This is a genomic window from Pseudomonas alkylphenolica, from assembly GCF_004025535.1.
Classification (GTDB): domain Bacteria; phylum Pseudomonadota; class Gammaproteobacteria; order Pseudomonadales; family Pseudomonadaceae; genus Aquipseudomonas; species Aquipseudomonas alkylphenolica_A.
In genome coordinates this window covers 118,741-138,629 of sequence record NZ_QJRG01000049.1, presented here as the reverse complement: position 1 = coordinate 138,629, position 19,889 = coordinate 118,741, and the positions used below count along the sequence as shown (strand labels likewise).

Here is a 19,889-nt window from a genome sequence, read left to right as displayed (position 1 = left end):
AACAAGGATTGCCCCATGCCCGACGCCACGTCCGCGCACTTGCGCCCTTTGGCCGACTCTTCGCCCTCTGCCGTGGTCGCCGGCTTTATTGCCATGCTGACTGGCTATACCAGTTCGCTGGTACTGATGTTTCAGGCTGGCCAGGCTGCCGGCCTGACCACAGCGCAGATTTCTTCGTGGATCTGGGCGCTGTCGATTGGCATGGCGGTGTGCAGCATCGGCTTGTCGCTACGCTATCGCACGCCGGTGACGGTGGCCTGGTCAACGCCGGGGGCCGCCCTGCTGATCACCAGCCTTGGCGGGGTCAGCTACGGCGAGGCCATTGGCGCCTACATCACCTGTGCCGTGCTGGTGGTGATCTGCGGGATGACCGGCAGCTTCGAGCGCCTGGTCAAACGCATTCCGGCCTCCCTGGCGTCCGCCCTGTTGGCGGGCATCCTGTTCAAGATCGGTAGCGAGATTTTCATCGCCGCCCAACACCGCACAGCACTGGTGCTGGGTATGTTCTTCAGCTACCTGGTGATCAAACGCCTGTCGCCACGTTATGCGGTGCTCGCCGCCTTGCTGGTGGGCACCGCCCTGTCCGGCGCCATGGGTTTACTGGACTTCAGCGGCTTCAGCCTGGAGGTGGCAACGCCGGTGTGGACCACGCCGAGCTTTTCCCTGGCCGCCACCATCAGCATCGGCATTCCACTGTTTGTCGTGGCCATGACCTCGCAGAACATGCCGGGTGTCGCCGTGCTGCGTGCCGATGGCTATCAGGTGCCGGCCTCGCCCCTGATCTCGGTGACCGGCCTGGCCTCGCTGGTGCTGGCGCCCTTTGGCTCGCACGGTATCAACCTTGCAGCCATCAGCGCGGCGATCTGCACCGGGCCGCATGCCCATGAAGACCCGAACAAGCGCTACACAGCAGCGGTCTGGTGCGGAATCTTCTACGGTATCGCCGGCGTTTTTGGCGCCACCCTGGCCGCCCTCTTCGCCGCACTGCCCAAAGAACTGGTGCTGTCGATTGCCGCCCTGGCCCTGTTTGGCTCGATCATGAACGGCCTGACCGTGGCCATGAGTGAATCCAGAGAACGGGAAGCGGCATTGATCACCTTCATGGTCACCGCCTCAGGTTTCACCCTGTTCTCGATCGGCTCGGCGTTCTGGGGAATCGTCGCCGGCGTGCTAACCCTGATGATCCTCAACTGGCGCAACGCCTGAGTCTCGCATCGTACGCTGGAAGAACGCCTGGGCCCGCTGGTCCTGGGCATAGGCGACGTTGATGCGTAGCCAGTCGCTCGCACGGCCCTGTGGGTCAAACGCACTGCCCGGTGCCAACAGCACCGAGCAGGCCAGCGCCTGACGATTGAGCGAAGCAAAATCCCGTCCCGGGCACCGTGCCCAAACAAACATGCCGCCGTAGGGTTCGGTAAACACCTGCCACCCGCAAGCCTCCAGTTGTCCCAGTGCCTTGGCCATATGCTGCGCCAGGCGCGGGCGCAGGCGCGCGACGCTTTTGCGATACGCCCCCGTCGCCAGCAACTGTGCGACCACCTGCTCGGTAAAACGCGAATTACCCAGACCGGTGACCATCTTCAGCTCGGCCAGGCGCGCAATCAACGCAGGTGCCGCCACCAGGTAGCCGATGCGCAACGAGCTGCTCAGGGTCTTCGAAAAGCTCGCGAGGTAGATGACCCGCTGCTCGGCATCCAGCGTTGCCAGACGAGTGACCGCACCGTCCTGGAAATCGGCATAGATATCGTCTTCGATGATCTGCACGTCATATTCGCGGGCAAGCTCGAGCAACCGATAAGCAACCTTGGGGGTGAGGCTGCTACCCGTGGGGTTGTGGTACAGGCTGTTGATGTACAGGCAGCGCGGCCGATGCTGCCTGAGCAACGCCTCAAGTACATCCAGGTCGGGACCGCTGGCGGTGCGCGGTACATGTAACATCTCGACGCCATGCTGGCGCAGCAGGCTGTACAGGTTGTAGTACCCGGGGCTTTCCACCAGCACCTTGTCGCCTGGCTTGAGCAGTGCGCGCACCAGCAGATCGAGGGCGTGGCTGGCGCCCTGGGTGGTAAGTATCTGTTGCGGGCTGACCTGAACGCCGATTTGCCCCAACCCCTTGTGCAGCTGGCTGCGCAAGCTGGCCAGCCCCATGGGCGGGCTGTAGTCGATCAGATCCTGGACCGGCCCTCGGCTGACCTGACGCACCGCCTGGGCGATAGCCTCGCTGGGGCGCCAACCGGAGGGTACCCAGCCGCAACAGAGATTGAGCAAGTCGTTCTGGTCGTCAGCGAACTGTTGCCAGCGATTGTCAAAGGATTCATCGCGAACAGGCAGGTCCTGCAGCGGCTCGCTGAAACGTTGTTCGGCGACGAAAAAGCCCGCGCCATGCCGCGCCTCCAGCACACCTGATGCGACCAGGCGATCGTAAGCTTCTATAACGCACGAGCGACTGACGGCCTGCTCCTGCGCCAATTGGCGAATCGAGGGCAAGCGGCTACCAGGCCGCAAACGCCGGAGTTCGATCCAGGCCTGCAACTGGGCTGCCAACTGTTTTACCAGCGGTGTGGGAGATTGGCGGTCAAGAATCAGGTTCATGGTCAAAGTGTTCGAAGATTACGTTCGAACAGTTAATCATAAATCCCACTGCAGTGTGCCTTGTGAGCCCTGAGTGATCGCCGGATAGTCATGGCACTCTCAAGGATGCCCCCATGACTTTTCAGCGTTCTCCTGCCCGACTGGCCTTCGCCCTGTGCCTGATTACCTTCGCGGTTAATTTGCAGGCGCCCCTGTACACCGCCTATGCCGAATTGTCCGGCAAAGGCGTCGCCGCCACAGCGGTGGCGTTTTCTGCCTACGTGGTGGGCGTCGTACCGGTGCTGTTGCTATTGGGCGGGCTGGCGGACCGAATCGGGCGACGGCCGCTGATCATTATCGCCCTGGTCCTGTCGATGCTGGCCACCACGCTGATGCTGGTTGCGCCGGGCCTGGAAACACTCGGGTTCGCACGCCTGTTATTGGGTGCTGGCACGGCGCTGGCCTCGGCAACCGGCACCGCCTACATGAGCGAATTGATGCATGAGCACGACAGCCGCCACGCCGCCACCTGGGTGACTGCCAGTACGTCGCTGGGCTTCGGCCTGGGTGCGGCGATGACCAGCCTGTACCTGATGCGTGAATCAACGCTGATCCCCGGCAGCTTCTACCTGCACCTGCTGCTGGCCAGCCTGGCCCTGCTGGCCGTCTGGAGACTCCCCGACCCGCATGACAATACGCAAAATCCGTGGCTACGCCTGCCCTGCTACCCCACTGGCAGCCTGGTCTATGGCCTAGCGATCCTGCTGGCCTGGGCCTGCGTCGGCCTGGTCATTGCTCTGCTGCCATCGATCCTCAAACAACATGGCATGGCCCACTGGTCGGGGTTCTCGACCTTCTGCGTTATCAGTTGCGGGTTGTTGTTCCAGCCCCTGGCACGGCGCATGGCGCCCGCCCGATCAACCCTGCTGGGCTTGATCGTGCTGCCCTGCAGCTATGCCCTGCTCACCTGGGGGGCCAACAGTGGTCAATTGTTTGCCGTACTGCTGGGTACCGTAGCAGCCAGCAGTGCCTGCTACGGGTTCATTTATCTGGGGGGGTTGTCGGCCGTCACTGCACTGGCTGGTGCTGAAAAAGCACGCGCCCATGCCGGCTTCTTCCTGCTGGCCTATACCGGCTTCAGCTTGCCCGTGATCTTTACAGGCCTGCTGGTCGACCGGCTGGGTGCCAGCCAGTCGCTGTGGGTATTTGGCCTGGCATTGCTGGCCGGTTGCTTGATCGCGGGCCAGGCTCTGTTGCGCAGCAACAAGCCCCTGGCGGCTCCCGACACCGCGCCAGTCAAATTGCCGTAGCACCACCGTCAACGGCCAACGCCTGCCCCGTGGTAAACGCCGCACCATCGCTGCACAGGTACAACACCGCGCTGGCGATTTCTTCAACCTTGCCAATCCGCCCTACCGGATGCATAGCTGCAGCGAACTCGGCCTTGCGCGGATCAGCCTCGTAGGCACGACGGAACATGTCGGTATCGATGACTGCCGGGCACACGGCGTTGATGCGAATCTTCTTCTTGGCGTACTCGATGGCGGCCGACTTGGTCAGCCCGATCACCGCATGCTTGGACGCACTGTAGATACTCATCTTCGGCGCCGCGCCCAAGCCTGCTACCGAAGCGGTGTTGACGATGGCACCACCACCCTGGGCCAGAAGCAGCGGCAACTGGTGCTTCATGCACAGCCACACGCCTTTGACATTGACGCCCATGATCGCATCGAACTCGGCCTCGCTGCCCTCAGCCAGGCGCCCTTGTTCGATCTCGATGCCGGCATTGTTGAATGCGTAATCGAGGCGACCGTAGGCCTCGACCGTAGCCGCCAACAGTTGCTGTACTTCGGCCTCGCGAGTCACATTGCAGGCCACAAACAGTGCCTCGCCACCCGCAGCGCGGATCAGCGCAGCGGTTGCTTCGCCACCGGCGGCATCCAGGTCGGCTACCACCACCTTCAAGCCTTCGGCAGCAAAGGCCAACGCCGTCGCCCGACCAATACCCGCCGCACCGCCAGTGACCAGGGCTACCTGGCCGGAAAAAGTCATCGTCATCATGGGCTCCTGCAACAAAGTGAGGGTTGTGCCTTGGAGTCTAGGCAGCAGAACACAACGATTGGCAGCATCATCAAGGGGCCGGTTGAAGGGTTATCGGCGCGGGTGATTGTTGGCCAAGCGCGAGATCACCGCCATCGATTGCACTGCATTCGCCGCAACCGAGAACCTTGCCGGATGGCCCGGGAGGGTCTATCAACAGTCTTTGTCCTACTTCCGAGAGCCTGCCATGACCGCCCAGACCAACCGCCGCTTTCTGCTCGCCAAACGACCGATCGGTGCTGTCAGCCGAGACGACTTCACTTTTGAACAGGTGCCGGTTGGCGAGCCCGGCGAAGGCCAGGTGCTGGTGAAAAACCTCTACCTGTCCCTCGACCCTGCCATGCGTGGCTGGATGAACGAAGGCAAATCCTATATTCCGCCGGTCGCGCTCGGTCAGGTCATGCGTGCCTTGGGCGTGGGCGAAGTGATCGCTTCAAAACACCCGGGCTTTGCCGTCGGTGATCACGTCAACGGCCCCCTGGGCGTGCAGGACTACTTTCTCGGTGAGCCGCAGGGCTTCTACAAGATCGACCCGAAACTGGCGCCGCTGCCACGCTATCTGTCCGCCCTGGGCATGACCGGCATGACCGCCTACTTCGCCTTGCTTGAGGTCGGTACGCCGAAAGCCGGTGAGACGGTGGTGATCTCCGGTGCCGCTGGTGCAGTAGGAAGCATCGCTGGACAGATTGCCAAGATCAAAGGCTGCCGGGTGGTGGGTATCGCCGGTGGCACAGAGAAATGCCAATACTTGAAGGACGAACTGGGCTTTGACGGCGTCATCGACTACAAGGCTGAAGACGTGCTTGAAGGCCTCAAGCGTGAATGCCCGAAAGGTGTGGACGTTTACTTCGACAACGTCGGTGGTGACATCCTCGATGCCGTGCTCAGCCGCCTGAACTTCAAGGCGCGGGTAGTGATCTGTGGCGCGATCAGTCAATACAACAACAAGCAGGCGGTCAAAGGCCCGGCCAACTACCTGTCATTGCTGGTGAACCGCGCGAGGATGGAAGGCTTTGTGGTGATGGACCATTCCGCCAACTATGGCAAGGCGGCACAGGAAATTGCCGGCTGGCTGGCAACCGGCAACGTGCAGAGCAAGGAAGATGTAGTCGAGGGGCTGGAAACCTTCCCCGAGACGCTGTTGAAGCTGTTCAGCGGGGAAAATTTCGGCAAGCTGGTGCTTAAGCCCTGATTTCGGCAACCACTGCCGCCAGCGCCTGGGCAGGATCGGCGGCCTGGCTGATCGGGCGACCAATTACCAGATAGTCGGAGCCTGCATCCAGTGCCTGGCGCGGCGTCAGAATCCGGCGCTGGTCATCCTGGGCGCTGCCTGCAGGGCGGATACCCGGGGTTACCAGTTGCAGTGACGGATGCGCCGCCTTCAGTGCCGGCGCCTCCAGCGCAGAGCACACCAAACCGTCCATACCGGCCTTCTCGGCCAGTGCAGCCAGGCGCAGCACCTGCTCCTGCGGCTCGATATCCAGGCCGATACCGGCAAGGTCTTCACGCTCCATGCTGGTCAGCACGGTCACACCGATCAGCAGTGGCTGCAGGCCGCTGCGCTTGGCCAGCACCTCACGGCAGGCGGACATCATGCGCAGGCCACCGGAGCAGTGCACGTTGACCATCCACACGCCCATTTCTGCAGCGGCTTTTACCGCCATGGCGGTGGTGTTGGGGATGTCGTGGAATTTCAGGTCGAGGAACACCTCGAAGCCCTTCTCCACCAGGGTTTCGACAATACCCGATGCGCTGCTGGTGAACAGCTCCTTGCCGACCTTGACCCGGCACAAGGCGGGATCGAGCTGATCGGCCAGCTTCAGGGCGGCGTCACGGGTAGGGAAATCCAGGGCGACGATGATGGGCGTCTGGCAGGCGGACATGGGCTGGTCTCTTGGCAAGTCTTGAACGGCGCGCATTGTAAACGAAGCGGCGGCCCGTGGGGGCCCGGTGATCGTGAATTGGCTCTTGTTGCGGCCCCTTCCTATAATTTGAACTAACGAATGATGTATTCGATCCACATTCTAGAAGCAGCGCCATTCGCCGCTCAAAGGAGAACACCATGCCCTGGTATGCCTGGTTGATATTGGTGATAGCGCTCGGCTCGATTGTCGGGGGCCTGATGTTGCTGCGTGATACGGCCAAAAAGCTGCCGTTGACAGAGGAGCAGCTCAAGCGTGTGCATGAGCGCAATGCGGAAATGGATGCCAAGGATGCGCAGGATCGCTAAGACACATGTTGAATGCCCCCAGGAAGGCCGGTCATCGACCGGCCTTTTGCAGCACTAGTTGACAGTGAGCTTGTCACGATTGCGATCGAGTAGCGCCTTGCCGATGCCTTTGATCTCCAGCAGCTCGTCCACGGACGCAAATGCACCATGTTCTTCACGATAGGCGACGATGGATTCGGCCTTGGTTTTGCCGATGCCAGCCAGCGTGGACTGCAGGGTTAGCGCGTCTGCCGTGTTGAGGTCCAGTTGTGCAGTGGGCTGTTGCGCAGTAACGATAGCGACCGGGGGTGCTACAGGTTGAGTTGCGGGCGCTGCGCTGAGCGTAAAGGACGCACTGGCGAACAAAGGGAGTAACAGGTAGGACAGGACGGTGTTGCGCATGGTGAGGACTCCTTCGGTGATTGCAAAGGCAGCTTTTCCTTGGCTGCCATCCAAACGTAGAACGGCAGGGGAAAGAGTCAAACAACTGAACTACTAGTAATTTTTACCAAATCAGACAAAGCCATGCATTTCGCATCCCGTAGCGTTCAAAACTGAAGAAAACTCTTACAGGCTTAATTCCACGTGCTCACCCCCATCACTTCCACTACACACGCTAATTAATGGAGCCCGCTATAAAAGCCGCACTACAATCAGCACGCAACGGCTTCAACCCACCCTTACCCAAGGCGGCTTTATTGAAGCGGACAATCAACTACCCCGCATTTACCCTTGGCGATTAACGGTTAATCGCAACAGTGATCATACTGGCCTCCAAGTACCTTTAACGGGGTGCGCATTGCCGCAGTTCCGAGACACTACCGTGGCCGACCCCATACAGCCTGTGTCGACCGTTCGCGCCATTGGCACGCCCGAGACCCGCGACAAGTGATGCGAAAAACCGGGATCTAGGATATCCTCCCGCCCTTTGAAGGCGTAAAGCTCAATTCTCTGGCGGCGCTACTTCTAACCCGACATGGATGTGAGCTTTGAGCATGGATATTGGATGTCATCAAGAGACTCTGGGGGCTGCCCATGCAGCAGCAGTCTTTTGCCCCGTTGTTGAACGAGCGCAAAAAGTAACGCCAGAGATGCCGCCAAGGAGCAATTGCGCAGACAATAGCCCTCTGGTTGCACGCCTATCGGGTCACTATGGGCAACCTTCGCCCGTCACCCCTATCGCGTCGCTTAGCAACTCCTGCCCTGTGCCCACTGCCTGCTCACGCCCCACCTTGCCCCATGCTGTTCCTCGTCTAAATTAGGCCGTGGTCTTTTTATAGTCCTGGAATCTACAGACCTGGAGCAAGGAGACGGCAACCTTTACTGCCCGAATAGAATATTAAAAACCGGTAAACACTATGGCTTCAGTAAAACTTCACAACGGGAAAACCTTCAGTTCCGAGGCTGGCATATCAATGCTCGACAGTGCCAGGCAGGCTGGCATCACCCTCGAGTACAGCTGCAGGACCGGGCGCTGTGGGGTTTGCAAGACCAAAGTGCTCTACGGTGAAACAGAAATACTCAAGGACGAAACCTCGCTGACTCCCGATGAGCACGCAGAAGGGCTGATCCTGACGTGCTGCCGGCGCGCCGTTAGCGATGTGGAGATCGATGCCGAAGACATCGGCGCCCTCGGCGACATAATCGTAAAGACTCTTCCCTGCAGAGTCGACACAATCAAAAAGCTTGCCGACAATGTCGTGGAAGTCATCCTCAGGGTTCCCCCTAACAGCAAGTTCGTTTATCTGCCCGGACAGTATCTCGACATAATCGGTGAGGCTGGCCTGCGTCGCAGCTACTCAATCGCCAATGCCCAGCGTGATGACGGAAAACTCGAGCTGCAAATTCGCGAAGTCGAAAACGGCATGATGTCGGCGTACTGGTTCGACCGTGCAAAAACCAACGATCTGCTACGACTTGAAGGCCCGCTGGGCACCTTCAGCCTGCGCGAAAAAGACGCTGGCAACATCATTTTCCTCGCCACCGGTACCGGCATCGCCCCGGTCAAGGCCATGCTCGAACAATTGCTTGGCAACCCTTCGATGGCCGCAGGGAAAAAGGTCTTCATTTATTGGGGAGGCCGTACAAGCAGCGACATCTACTGGACGCCACAACTCCAGGGACTGGACGCCACATTCATACCGGTATTGTCGCGGGCAGACAGCCATTGGACAGGGCGAACCGGCTATGTTCAGTCAGCACTGATCAATGATGACATCGACCTCACCCGGTCGGTCGTCTACGCCTGCGGCTCGGAAGACATGATTCATTCCGCTCGCGATGTACTGACTGCTGCGGGACTGCCTGCCAAACACTTTTATTCAGATGCATTTGTAAGTTCAAATTGATAAGGAGCAATCATGAAAGCGGTCATTCTGGCAGGCGGTTTAGGGACACGCCTGAGTGAGGAAACCAGTGTGCGGCCAAAGCCTATGGTCGAGATCGGTGGAAAACCAATCCTCTGGCACATCATGAAGATGTACTCCTCGCACGGCATCAATGACTTCATCATCTGCTGTGGCTACAAAGGCTATCTGATCAAAGAGTACTTCGCTAACTACTTCCTGCACACGTCGGATGTAACTTTCAACATGCGTGAAAACACCATGAAAGTTCACGACAAGCGCGCCGAAGACTGGAATGTCACCCTGGTCGACACCGGCGACTCGTCGATGACCGGTGGCCGCCTGCGCCGCGTGGCAGATTACGTCCGAAATGAAGAAGCCTTCTGTTTCACCTACGGTGACGGCGTCGGCGACATGGACATCAGCGCCACCATCGCCTTCCACAAGCGCCATGGCAAGGCAGCGACACTTACTGCCACCTATCCCCCAGGCCGCTTTGGCGCGCTGGACATCAAGCAGGGCCAGGTTCTCAACTTCAAGGAAAAGCCCAAAGGCGACGGCGCCATGATCAACGGCGGCTTCTTTGTATTGTCCCCTCAGGTACTTGAATACCTGACCGACGACAGCACCGTCTGGGAACAAGAGCCGTTGATGGGCTTGGCAGCAGCCGGTCAGCTGATGGCTCACGAGCACCCTGGATTCTGGCAGCCAATGGACACCCTGCACGATAAAAACCTGCTGGAAAAACTGTGGCTCAATGGCAAGGCACCTTGGAAAACCTGGGATTAATATGAAAGCGACTGTTTCAGCTGCCTTCTGGAAAGGAAAGAAGGTATTCGTCACAGGCCATACCGGGTTCAAGGGCAGCTGGTTGTCCCTGTGGCTGCAAGGCATGGGCGCGCAGGTCAAAGGGTTCGCCCTGGCACCACCGACAACGCCATCGCTTTTTGAACAGGCGCGCGTTGAAGACGGCATGGTGGCCTCCCAAATCGGGGACATCCGCGATCTGCACGCCATTACTGAGAGCATGTCGGCTTTTGATCCGGATATTCTGATCCACATGGCCGCTCAGCCCTTGGTCAGGTTGTCCTATCGAGAGCCGGTCGAGACCTATGCCACCAATGTCATGGGCACTGTCCATGTGCTGGAAGCCGCACGTCAGTGCCCGAGCCTGCGCGCAATCGTCAATGTCACGACAGACAAGTGCTACGAAAACCAGGAATGGGAATGGGGCTATCGTGAAAACGAACCCATGGGTGGCCACGACCCTTACAGCAACAGCAAGGGCTGTGTAGAGCTGATCACCTCCGCCTACCGCAATTCCTTTTTCAACACCAAAAACGCCGCAGCACTGGCCTCGGCGCGTGCCGGCAACGTGATCGGTGGTGGCGACTGGGCCGAAGATCGCCTCATTCCCGACATTTTGCGCGCCGTCGAGAAAGGGCAGCCCGTCATTGTTCGCAACCCGAAAGCGACGCGCCCCTGGCAGCACGCCCTTGAGCCGCTCAGTGGATACCTTGTCCTCGCCCAGCACCTCTGGGACCAGGGCCACACCTTTGCGCAAGGCTGGAACTTCGGCCCTCGGGATGAAGACGCACGCCCTGTCGAATGGATACTCGACCACATGGTGGAGGCGTGGGGTGCCGGTGCGAGCTGGCAACTGGATAACGACCCTCAACCCCATGAGGCGCGCTACCTGAAGCTGGATATCTCCAAAGCCCGATCCCACTTGAAGTGGGAGCCGACCTGGAACCTGGAAACCACACTGACCCGCATCGTCACCTGGCACCACGCCTGGTTGCGAGGTGAGGATATGCACGCCCATTGCGTGGACGAAATCAACAGCTACATGGCAGCCATGGCTGCTGACGCCTAAACAACCAAAAGCTTTAAGCAGGAAATACTATGACTCCCGATATGCTCCGCCAGGAAATCAGCCAGCTCGTCGAGCGCTACGCTCAGACGGCCTTGGCAGCCAAACCTTTTGTAGGTGGCGAGACTGTCATTCCACCTTCGGGCAAGGTGATTGGCGCGCGCGAACTGCAACTGATGGTCGAAGCATCCCTTGATGGCTGGCTGACCACCGGCCGTTTCAATGCCGAGTTCGAAAAGAAGCTGGCGGAGTTTCTTGGCGTCAAATACCTCATCACCGTCAACTCCGGCTCCTCGGCCAACCTGGTGGCGTTCAGCACCCTGACCTCCCCCAAGCTGGGCGACCGCGCCATCAAGAAAGGCGACGAAGTCATTGGTGTGGCGGCCGGCTTCCCCACCACCGTCAACCCTATCGTCCAGTTCGGAGCGATCCCGGTCTTTGTCGATGTCGACATGGCCACCCACAACATTGACCCCGAGCTGATTGAAGCGGCCATCACGCCCAAGACCAAGGCGATCATGCTCGCCCACACCCTTGGCAACCCATTCAACCTGGGCAAGGTCAAAGCACTGTGTGAAAAGTACAACCTCTGGCTGGTCGAAGATTGCTGTGACGCACTCGGTGCGACCTATGACGGCAAGCTGGTCGGCACTTTTGGTGACATCGCCACCTTGAGCTTCTACCCCGCTCACCACATCACCATGGGTGAAGGCGGCGCGGTGTTCACCAACAACGCCCAGCTGAAACTGATTGCCGAATCGTTCCGTGACTGGGGGCGTGATTGCTACTGCGCACCGGGTTGCGATGACACCTGCGGCAACCGCTTCGGCCAGCAATTCGGCAGTCTGCCACAAGGTTACGATCACAAGTACGTGTATGCCCACCTGGGTTACAACCTGAAGATCACCGACATGCAGGCAGCGTGCGGGCTGGCGCAGCTCGACCGCGCGCCTGAGTTCATCGAAACCCGTAAACGCAACTTCAAGCTGCTCAAAGAGCGCCTGTCCAGCCTGAACGACTTCCTTGAAATTGCCGAAGCCACGCCTAACAGCGACCCGTCGTGGTTTGGTTTCCCGGTCACCCTGAAAGAAAGTGCCGGGGTCAAGCGTGTCGACCTGCTCAAGTTCCTGGATCAGAACAAGATCGGTACCCGCCTGCTGTTTGCCGGCAACCTGATCCGTCAGCCGTACTTCCATAACGTGGAATACCGCGTCGTTGGCGAACTGACCAACACTGACCGGACCATGAACCAGACTTTCTGGCTGGGCGTTCAGCCTTCGCTGGGCCAAGAGCACTTTGACTACGTCGGTGAAAAACTGGAAGAGTTCTTCGGGATCGGTTTCTAACTTATGAAAGCTTCAGATGCAGTAGCAAAAGTACTTGCAGACACAAACGTCCTGTATGGTTTTGAGCTCATCGGTGGAATGATTACCCATCTGGTGGACAGCATTAACTTGCTCGGTAAAACCAAGTTGGTATCCATGCACCATGAGCAAGGCGCTGCCTTTGCTGCATCTGCTGTCGCACGTGCGACACATCACAAGATCATGGGGGTGGCACTGGGTACCAGCGGACCGGGCGCCACCAACCTGATCACCGGAATCGCTGACTGCTGGCTGGACAGCCACCCGTGCCTGTTCCTGACCGGCCAGGTCAATACGTATGAACTCAAAGGCGACAGGCCGATTCGCCAGCAAGGCTTCCAGGAGCTCGACAGTGTTGCCCTGGTCAGCAGCATCACCAAGTATGCCTACCAGGTAACGCATGTCGATGAGCTGATCCCCTGCCTCCTGAAAGCGATTGCCATTGCCCGGGAAGGACGCCCGGGGCCTGTACTCCTGGATATCCCCATGGACATCCAGCGCGCCGAAATCGACGATACCGTCGTCGCCGAACTGCTGAGTGGCTGGGCGGGCAAAACAGTACCTGCAGCACAGCAACACGACGAATTCAGCAACATTTGGGCATTGCTGGAAAAGGCCCAAAAACCGGTGTTCCTGATTGGCGGCGGCGCGGTCAACACCCCTGGTTTTTCCCAGTGGCTAGCACGGGTCGAGCAACTGGGGATTCCTCACGTTGCAAGCCTGAAAGGGGCAGAGAAGCTCACTGCTGGCGACAACTACCTCGGCATGCTTGGGGCCTATGGCACCCGCGCAGCAAATTACGCTGTACAGCATTGCGACCTGCTACTGGTGTTTGGCAGCCGGATGGACGTCCGGCAGACCGGCGCCAAACCAGAATCATTTGCACCACACGCAGAAATCGTCCAGTTCGATCTGGATCCTGCACAACTGAACAATCGCGTCACCACCCAGCACGCCTTCACTACCGAGCTGGCCCCGGTGTTTTCCGATTTTATCGAGCATGCGCAACAGCTGAGCCCGGCACCTGCAGCCTGGCGCAAACAGCTTGCGCAGATTTTCGAACAGACATTTGTTGATGAATATGCAGGTTGGGGCGTCAGCCCTTTCGACCTGATGAGCACGCTGAACGAGCTTTGCAGTACGCGAGCACTCGACTACGTCGCCGACGTCGGCAATAACCAGATGTGGGCAGCGCACACCCTGCGGCTGGGCGCGGAACAATCCATGCACCATTCTGGCGGCCTGGGCACCATGGGCTTTGCCATCCCGGCAGCCGTCGGGGTGTGCTACGCCGGCAACAAGCCGGTCATTGTCATCACCGGTGACGGCGGTGCCCAGCTAAACATTCAAGAACTGGACATCATTGCCCGGGATCAGTTGCCAATCCTGACCATCGTGATGAACAACCACTCACTCGGTATGGTCCGTGGTTTTCAGGAAATGTATTTCGAAGGGCGCAACTCTTCGACCTACTGGAATGGCTACACCTCGCAGTTCCAGGCGATTGGCACTGCCTATGGCGTTGCGTCACGCAGCACAAGCGACCTGCGCCAGTTCAAGGCAGCAGTCGACGAGTTCCTCAAAGACGGCAAGCCGATGCTCATCGAGGTGCTCATGCCCGACGCTCGGGAGTGCCGACCGCGGCTGGAGTTCGGTCGTCCGATCCACGAGCAGTCCCCCCTGCTGGACCTGAACCCATGAAGATTGCATTGCTGGGGGCAACCAGCCATATCGCGAAAGACCTGGTTGCCAGCATCGCCGAACACACTGCATACCACTGCTCCCTGTTCATGAGGGAACCCGGTAGGCTAGACGCCGGCATTCAGGCAATTGCCGAGCAAAAGTCCTTTCCGGTACTGGACTATGCCAGCTTCGATTGCACCCTCCACTTTGATGCAATCATCAATTTTGTCGGTGTGGGCGATCCGGCACGCGCCATCCAGATGGGCGAGGCGATATTTTCCATCACCGAGCAGTACGACAAGCTCGCCCTGTCGTACCTGGAGCAAAAACCGGACTGCAAGTACATCTACCTGAGCAGCGGTGCAGCCTATGGGTCCAACTTCGAGGCCCCCATCACCGAAGCCTCGAAGTCCGCCTTTGCCATCAATGCGTCACAGCCGCAGGACTGGTATGGCACGGCCAAGCTCCTGGCTGAGTGTCGCCATCGGACACTGCCTGGCTCGGCGATCGTCGACGTCAGGGTGTTCAGTTACTTCAGCCATCGCCAGGCAACCGGTGCACGTTTCTTCCTGAGCGACATCCTCCGCGCACTGCAGTCCGGTACGGTGCTTGAGGTATCACCAGACGACATGATCAGGGACTATCTGGTACCCGCTGACTTCCTGCAGTTGATAGACAAGATCCTGCAAGCACCCGCCGTCAACGATGTCGTCGACTGCTACACACTGGCACCTGTCAACAAGTTCGACTTGCTATCGGCGCTCCACGACGAGTTTGGCCTGAAATACACCATCGTGGGTGACCAGGCGAAAGTTAACGCAACGGGTCCAAAGGCCAATTATTACTCGCTGAACCGCAAGGCCGAGCGCCTGTTTGACTATGCCCCCGGCAACACATCGTCCAGCGGCATAGTGAGTGAAATCAAACGGTACTTGAACCCAATACAATAAAAGGTCTCTTCGATGCTGCACACGCTATTGAAGGTGAAGCTTGTCAGATTTTTGTTGGTCGGCTTGATGAACGCCGCGTTCGGCTATGGCTGTTTTGCTGCCTTTCTCTACCTTGGCCTGCACTACAGCGCGGCGCTGTTTCTGGCCACGCTGCTGGGTATCGCATTCAACTTCAAGAGCACAGGCGCTCTGGTTTTTGGCTCCAGAAACAACAAGCTGATTTTTAGATTCATTGCCGGGTACGGCATTGTCTATTGCGCCAACGTTGCAGGCATCGCCGCCCTGAAATCGGTTGGCATGGACCCTTACCTCGCCGGTATCGCGCTGATATTGCCCATGGCGCTACTTTCTTTTTTTATTAATAACAGGTTCGTTTTTAATTATGCGTAAGCTTATAAGCATCGTGACGCCCTGCTACAACGAAGAAGCCAACATTGATGAGCTTTACCAGCGCATCGTCGAAGTCATGTCGCGCCTCGACTATGACTACGAACACATTTTTATCGATAACTGCTCGACCGACGGCAGTATCGCAAAACTGCGTGGCCTCGCAGCTCAAGACTCGCGGGTCAAACTCATTCTCAATGCCCGCAACTTCGGCCATATCCGCTCGCCTTATCACGCCTTGCTCCAAGCCAAGGGCGATGCGTGCGTCTTGATTGCCTCCGACCTTCAAGATCCGCCAGAAATGATTGAAGAGTTCATCAAGAAGTGGGAAGCAGGGTTCAAGACCGTCCTCGCGGTCAAACCCGAAAGCGAAGAGTCAGCGCTGATGTTCCTCGTCAGAAAGGCCTACTACCGCTTCATCACCCGTATATCGGAAGTGCCCCTGGTAAAAAATGCCACCGGCGCCGGGCTGTTCGACCGGGTTGTGCTGGAGATCCTCAGAAAGATCGACGACCCCTACCCTTACTTCCGCGGCCTGCTGTGTGAGATCGGCTTCCCGATTGCCACCGTTCCCTTCAAGCAACCCCGGCGTCAACGCGGTATTACCAAAAACAACTTCTACACCCTTTACGACATTGCCATGCTGGGCATTACCAACCACTCCAAGGTGCCACTGCGCCTGATGGTAATGGGCGGCGGGCTGCTGGCGATGCTCAGCCTGCTGATCGCCTTTGGCTTCCTCGTGGCAAAACTGGTGTTCTGGAACTCCTTCCAGCTCGGCGTCGCTCCCCTGCTGATCTCTCTTTTCTTCTTTAGTTCGGTGCAAATACTGTTTCTCGGGATGCTTGGGGAATACCTCGGCTCGGTGCACACCCAAATGCGTAATATGCCGCTGGTTGTTGAGGCGGAACGCGTCAACTTTGACGCATCCTGAACCGTCTCGACCAAACTACAGCGTTGAGCACCGACGGCCACATCTTTCGGCAGGCAGTAGAAAAAGCAAAAAGCCGCCCTTGGCGGCTTTTTGCTATCTAGCAGTAGCGCTTTCCGAAAATATGCCGATACATCAGAGTTTATGGAACGGCAACCAACGTAAGCGTATGCAAACCGATGCCAAGCACGCGAGTATCTGCTGATTGGCCAATCTGTGCAGGAGAAACAGAACCGGGTGCCTTCAAGACAATTCGCAACGAGCCATCCTTAATCAAATCCTTCGGAATTTCTGCTGTTCGCGTACCGCTCGACTCATTCAAATCAAACGACCAAGTCGCGACTTCGGTGCCGTTTACTTCTGCGACAACGATCTGCTTCGGATGCTGCTGGGTCACATAGGCCCTGCCGTTAATTTGCAACTGGTACGAACTAGATGGCACACGCAAAACTACTGATGCTTCTGCATTACCAAACGCCCAAGCTCCCCAAGCCTCCGCCACACTCCATCCACCTGAAGCATATGACCAACCATTCCCTCCAGAAGCGAAGTTCAGCTTTTCACCAGCTGCGTATTTACCCATGCACGCGGGATCAATAACCACAAAATTTGCAGTTTCAATAAAACGTGAATCACATACTGTATTGATATGCGGAGTACGTCTTACGATTGCATATTTCACCCCCTCAGTCATTGACGCCCCGCGCTGCCACGATATTGCGCGTGGATTGAATGGGTGCTGAAGTGCCGTCAGCGTGACCATCAAGTTACCCATTAGCGGCAGCCCACTATCAAGGAACACCGTATTACCAGGGATAAAACCAGGCATTTGATAGTCTGCAGTGTTAGCTGCATATGTCATTGCATTAAGAATAGGCGCTACTGGCTTATTGTAGCCATCAAACACAAACATTGAAGCAACGCCAGCCAGAACTGGAGCAACCCATCCCGGATTTAAACCCTTTTCGCCGAAAGGAAAATAAGCTGCGGCTACACGAACAGCATTCACAATACCGAGAGTAAAGACAATGAACATGTGCTTCTTGATTGCATAGTTCGACCCATCACCAAACAGCTTCAACATGGCGAACTGGATGACAACCAGACCAACTGCTCCAACGACAGCGGAACCTAGGACTGCATCGGTATATTCAGCCCTGCCGCGCCAGTATTGCCGCAAATTCCAAACGCCTATTGCTGCGCACAAGAACGCAACCAGCATAAACGAATCGTATCCAAGATAAAGACCACCGTCGTTAGCCGATATCATGCGCATTACTTTAAATGCGGGATTGGTAAAGATGATCAATACAGAACCGACGATCAATGCCGCAAGACACGCTGCATTTGAAATACGCTGAGAGGGCTGTTCACTCCAGAATTTCCATACCTGGAACGCCATTAAAGCGCATCCAGCAGCAAGCACATGAATTGCGACCAACGGCTGTATCCACATAGTGACTAAGCCGGCCAACAGGAACAGTATCGTTTGCTTCCATGTTCTCGCATCCCTTGACACCCACAAAAGAATGCCAAAATACATCACGTCCGCAACTATCTGAGGATAGAAAAAATTCTCAGCAACCTCCCATCCTATTTGAGAACTAGTTAACGTAAGCACCAAGAAGGCAAGAGAGAAAAGCAACACACGTTTTGGCGAAGAGGCATCGACAAGATTAATAATCAATACATAACAGAGATACACGGAAGCGATAGTAACTATCGTGATCCCGACGAGACCAGATCCGCCAACCCACCCAATGATCGTTGCCATCCAGTGAGATGCGGGCGGATACAGAGCCATCGGGCCTATACGATCAAAAGCATTCGCTTGAACACCAGCATTCCGAGTCAACTCGTCAACCAAAAGGAGATGCTGAACCAGGTCAAAACTGGTAGTTTGGATGAATCGGGAAAACCGAAAAATCAAAAAAGAAAGAATACACGCCCCAAGCAAAAAATAGCTCGCCTTGAGCCTAATAGGATTTTTCATTATTTAAACCCATAAAAACAGCAAAAATAAATTGAAAACACTTCATGCGCTAGCGATGAAGACGAGAAACCTGGCCGACAATTTCGCCGAAACACTTCGCCTACTCTTTTAATCCCCATAAACTTCCTTTGTCAAATTGAGCCCCATACTGCCATCCCCAAAGCACTCTACTGAAGACAGTTCGGTGCTGGCTATATCGACGCTCGGTGGCTTTACTGCGGGATGAGGGTATACAGTAACACCACGACTTAAGTAGCCTGGATACGCCTGCAAAAACAATCCGGCACCCTCAGAACAATCATCAGATCAGAGTCGTATACAAATCCCTGTACGCCTCACCCATCACTTGCGCCGTAAACACTTGTAAAAACCGTTGGCGCGCCGCTGCACCGAAACGCGCTGCCTCATCCGCATCCTCCCACAGTCGCAGCATTGCTGCCTTGAGTGCTTGCGCATCGGCAGGTGGAACCACCAGCCCTGTCACTTCGTGCTGATTGATAAAGCTGGTGCCAGTGCCGATCTCACTGCAGATCATCGGCTTGCCGAACATCGCCCCCTCAAGCAGGCTGATGCCAAAGGCCTCTGAGCGCAGATGCGACGGAAACACCACGGCATAACAGGCACTGAACAGGTCGACCTTTTCCTGCTCGGTTACCTGGCCAATGAAGTGGACATGGGTCAAGCCCAGGCGGGTGGCCTCCTCGCGCAGCTCGTTTTCAATCGGCCCGGCACCGACGATAACCAGGGGCAGTTCGGTGTTCTTGAGCGCTTGCAGGAGGAAATGCAGCCCCTTGTAATAGCGCAGTACGCCAACAAACAAGAAGAAACGCTCGCCGAATCGCGCCTTGAGCTCAGTAGTCGTCGATGCACGAGCTGCCGGATACAAAGACTCTTGCAAGCCAATCGGGATCGCCAACGACTTGTCTTGGAACTGTTTCAGCACACGAGAACTTTGCAGGTAATTTGGACTCGTTCCCGCAATGGCACTTACGCTGCGCAAGAACATGTTCATCAGTGGCCGGTAGATTGGCAACATCAAGCGTTGCCGGACAATATCGGAGTGATAGGTGACAACACTCGGTTTGCCGACGCGAGTGGCAAAGTGCACCAGGTCCATGAACGGCCAAGGGAAATGGTAATGAATGATATCTGCTTCGGCCGCCAGCTTCGAAAACGCCGAGAACGCGGACACGGACATCCCCGTAGAGGCAAAGTTGGCACTTTCCTTGACCTGAAAAAGCCGATATTCCTTGGTAACCAGAGGGGCACTTGGCTCGCGCGCCAACGACAGTATCGTATTTTCACAGCCCAACGACGAGGTGGCATGCGTCAGGTGCCTGATAAAATGCTCAACCCCGCCATGCTGATCGGCAGCAAAGGTTTTGTAAAAATGTAAGATCTTCAAATGAATTCTCTAGGGTTACATCCCTGTATAGGCCTCAACAGAACGCTCACCCCGATAGGCATACACACTTTTAATAAC

The 19,889-nt window shown here is 57.0% G+C and carries 18 protein-coding genes; 12 read left to right on the top strand and 6 right to left on the bottom strand.

Annotation, left to right across the window (positions count from 1 at the left end):
• Positions 1-15 precede the first annotated feature (15 nt).
• Positions 16-1,206: a benzoate/H(+) symporter BenE family transporter gene (locus tag DM813_RS24125; RefSeq protein ID WP_128325930.1), complete on the top strand. Its 1,191-nt coding sequence runs from the start codon at positions 16-18 to the stop codon at positions 1,204-1,206.
• On the opposite strand, the gene DM813_RS24120 is transcribed toward DM813_RS24125, so the two are convergent.
• Positions 1,171-2,592, bottom strand: coding sequence for a PLP-dependent aminotransferase family protein (locus DM813_RS24120; protein ID WP_128325929.1), 1,422 nt, complete (start codon positions 2,590-2,592; stop codon positions 1,171-1,173). The two genes, DM813_RS24125 and DM813_RS24120, sit on opposite strands and share 36 nt — an antisense overlap.
• A gap of 113 nt (positions 2,593-2,705) precedes the next feature.
• Here DM813_RS24120 and DM813_RS24115 point away from each other — a divergent pair, with 113 nt between their 5' ends.
• Positions 2,706-3,881, top strand: a complete 1,176-nt coding sequence (locus DM813_RS24115) for an MFS transporter (RefSeq protein ID WP_128325928.1) — start codon at positions 2,706-2,708, stop codon at positions 3,879-3,881.
• Here the strand turns inward: DM813_RS24115 and DM813_RS24110 are convergent.
• Positions 3,868-4,629, bottom strand: coding sequence for an SDR family oxidoreductase (locus tag DM813_RS24110; protein ID WP_128325927.1), 762 nt, complete (start codon positions 4,627-4,629; stop codon positions 3,868-3,870). The genes DM813_RS24115 and DM813_RS24110 overlap by 14 nt on opposite strands.
• A 229-nt stretch (positions 4,630-4,858) precedes the next feature.
• Between DM813_RS24110 and DM813_RS24105 the strand changes: the two genes are divergently transcribed.
• Positions 4,859-5,863, top strand: coding sequence for an NADP-dependent oxidoreductase (locus tag DM813_RS24105; RefSeq protein WP_128325926.1), 1,005 nt, complete (start codon positions 4,859-4,861; stop codon positions 5,861-5,863).
• Here the strand turns inward: DM813_RS24105 and pyrF are convergent.
• Complete coding sequence (gene pyrF / locus DM813_RS24100) at positions 5,853-6,554, bottom strand: orotidine-5'-phosphate decarboxylase (protein ID WP_128325925.1); 702 nt, start codon at positions 6,552-6,554, stop codon at positions 5,853-5,855. The two genes, DM813_RS24105 and pyrF, sit on opposite strands and share 11 nt — an antisense overlap.
• A gap of 179 nt (positions 6,555-6,733) precedes the next feature.
• Between pyrF and DM813_RS24095 the strand changes: the two genes are divergently transcribed.
• Complete coding sequence (locus DM813_RS24095) at positions 6,734-6,901, top strand: DUF2897 family protein (protein ID WP_128325924.1); 168 nt, start codon at positions 6,734-6,736, stop codon at positions 6,899-6,901.
• Between the two features lie 54 nt (positions 6,902-6,955).
• Here the strand turns inward: DM813_RS24095 and DM813_RS24090 are convergent, their stop codons facing one another.
• The gene (locus DM813_RS24090; protein WP_128325923.1) at positions 6,956-7,282 is read right to left on the bottom strand and encodes a ComEA family DNA-binding protein; all 327 of its coding nucleotides are present in this window, start codon (positions 7,280-7,282) and stop codon (positions 6,956-6,958) included.
• Positions 7,283-8,238: 956 nt separating this feature from the next.
• Between DM813_RS24090 and DM813_RS24085 the strand changes: the two genes are divergently transcribed.
• From DM813_RS24085 to DM813_RS24050, 8 genes are read left to right on the top strand one after another with little or no spacing between them, the layout of a single operon-like run.
• Positions 8,239-9,228, top strand: coding sequence for an FAD-binding oxidoreductase (locus DM813_RS24085; RefSeq protein ID WP_128325922.1), 990 nt, complete (start codon positions 8,239-8,241; stop codon positions 9,226-9,228).
• A 12-nt stretch (positions 9,229-9,240) separates the two neighbouring features.
• Positions 9,241-10,014 (top strand): glucose-1-phosphate cytidylyltransferase, encoded by a 774-nt coding sequence (gene rfbF / locus DM813_RS24080; protein WP_128325921.1) that lies wholly within the window; start codon positions 9,241-9,243, stop codon positions 10,012-10,014.
• Between the two features lies 1 nt (position 10,015).
• Positions 10,016-11,101, top strand: a complete 1,086-nt coding sequence (gene rfbG / locus DM813_RS24075) for a CDP-glucose 4,6-dehydratase (protein ID WP_128326427.1) — start codon at positions 10,016-10,018, stop codon at positions 11,099-11,101.
• A gap of 29 nt (positions 11,102-11,130) precedes the next feature.
• Positions 11,131-12,444, top strand: a complete 1,314-nt coding sequence (gene rfbH / locus DM813_RS24070) for a lipopolysaccharide biosynthesis protein RfbH (protein ID WP_128325920.1) — start codon at positions 11,131-11,133, stop codon at positions 12,442-12,444.
• Positions 12,445-12,447: 3 nt separating this feature from the next.
• Positions 12,448-14,163: a thiamine pyrophosphate-binding protein gene (locus DM813_RS24065; protein ID WP_128325919.1), complete on the top strand. Its 1,716-nt coding sequence runs from the start codon at positions 12,448-12,450 to the stop codon at positions 14,161-14,163.
• Complete coding sequence (locus tag DM813_RS24060) at positions 14,160-15,095, top strand: NAD-dependent epimerase/dehydratase family protein (RefSeq protein WP_128325918.1); 936 nt, start codon at positions 14,160-14,162, stop codon at positions 15,093-15,095. Before DM813_RS24065 ends, DM813_RS24060 begins: the two co-directional genes overlap by 4 nt.
• A gap of 12 nt (positions 15,096-15,107) precedes the next feature.
• Complete coding sequence (locus tag DM813_RS24055) at positions 15,108-15,485, top strand: GtrA family protein (RefSeq protein WP_128325917.1); 378 nt, start codon at positions 15,108-15,110, stop codon at positions 15,483-15,485.
• On the top strand, positions 15,478-16,416 hold the full coding sequence (locus DM813_RS24050; RefSeq protein WP_128325916.1) for a glycosyltransferase family 2 protein: 939 nt from the start codon (positions 15,478-15,480) through the stop codon (positions 16,414-16,416). The genes DM813_RS24055 and DM813_RS24050 overlap by 8 nt, the downstream gene beginning before the upstream one ends.
• Before the next feature lie 139 nt (positions 16,417-16,555).
• Here DM813_RS24050 and DM813_RS24045 read toward each other — a convergent pair whose 3' ends face one another.
• Complete coding sequence (locus DM813_RS24045) at positions 16,556-18,406, bottom strand: DUF7024 domain-containing protein (RefSeq protein WP_128325915.1); 1,851 nt, start codon at positions 18,404-18,406, stop codon at positions 16,556-16,558.
• A gap of 301 nt (positions 18,407-18,707) precedes the next feature.
• Positions 18,708-19,811, bottom strand: coding sequence for a glycosyltransferase (locus DM813_RS24040; RefSeq protein ID WP_128325914.1), 1,104 nt, complete (start codon positions 19,809-19,811; stop codon positions 18,708-18,710).
• Between the last annotated feature and the right edge of the window lie 78 nt (positions 19,812-19,889).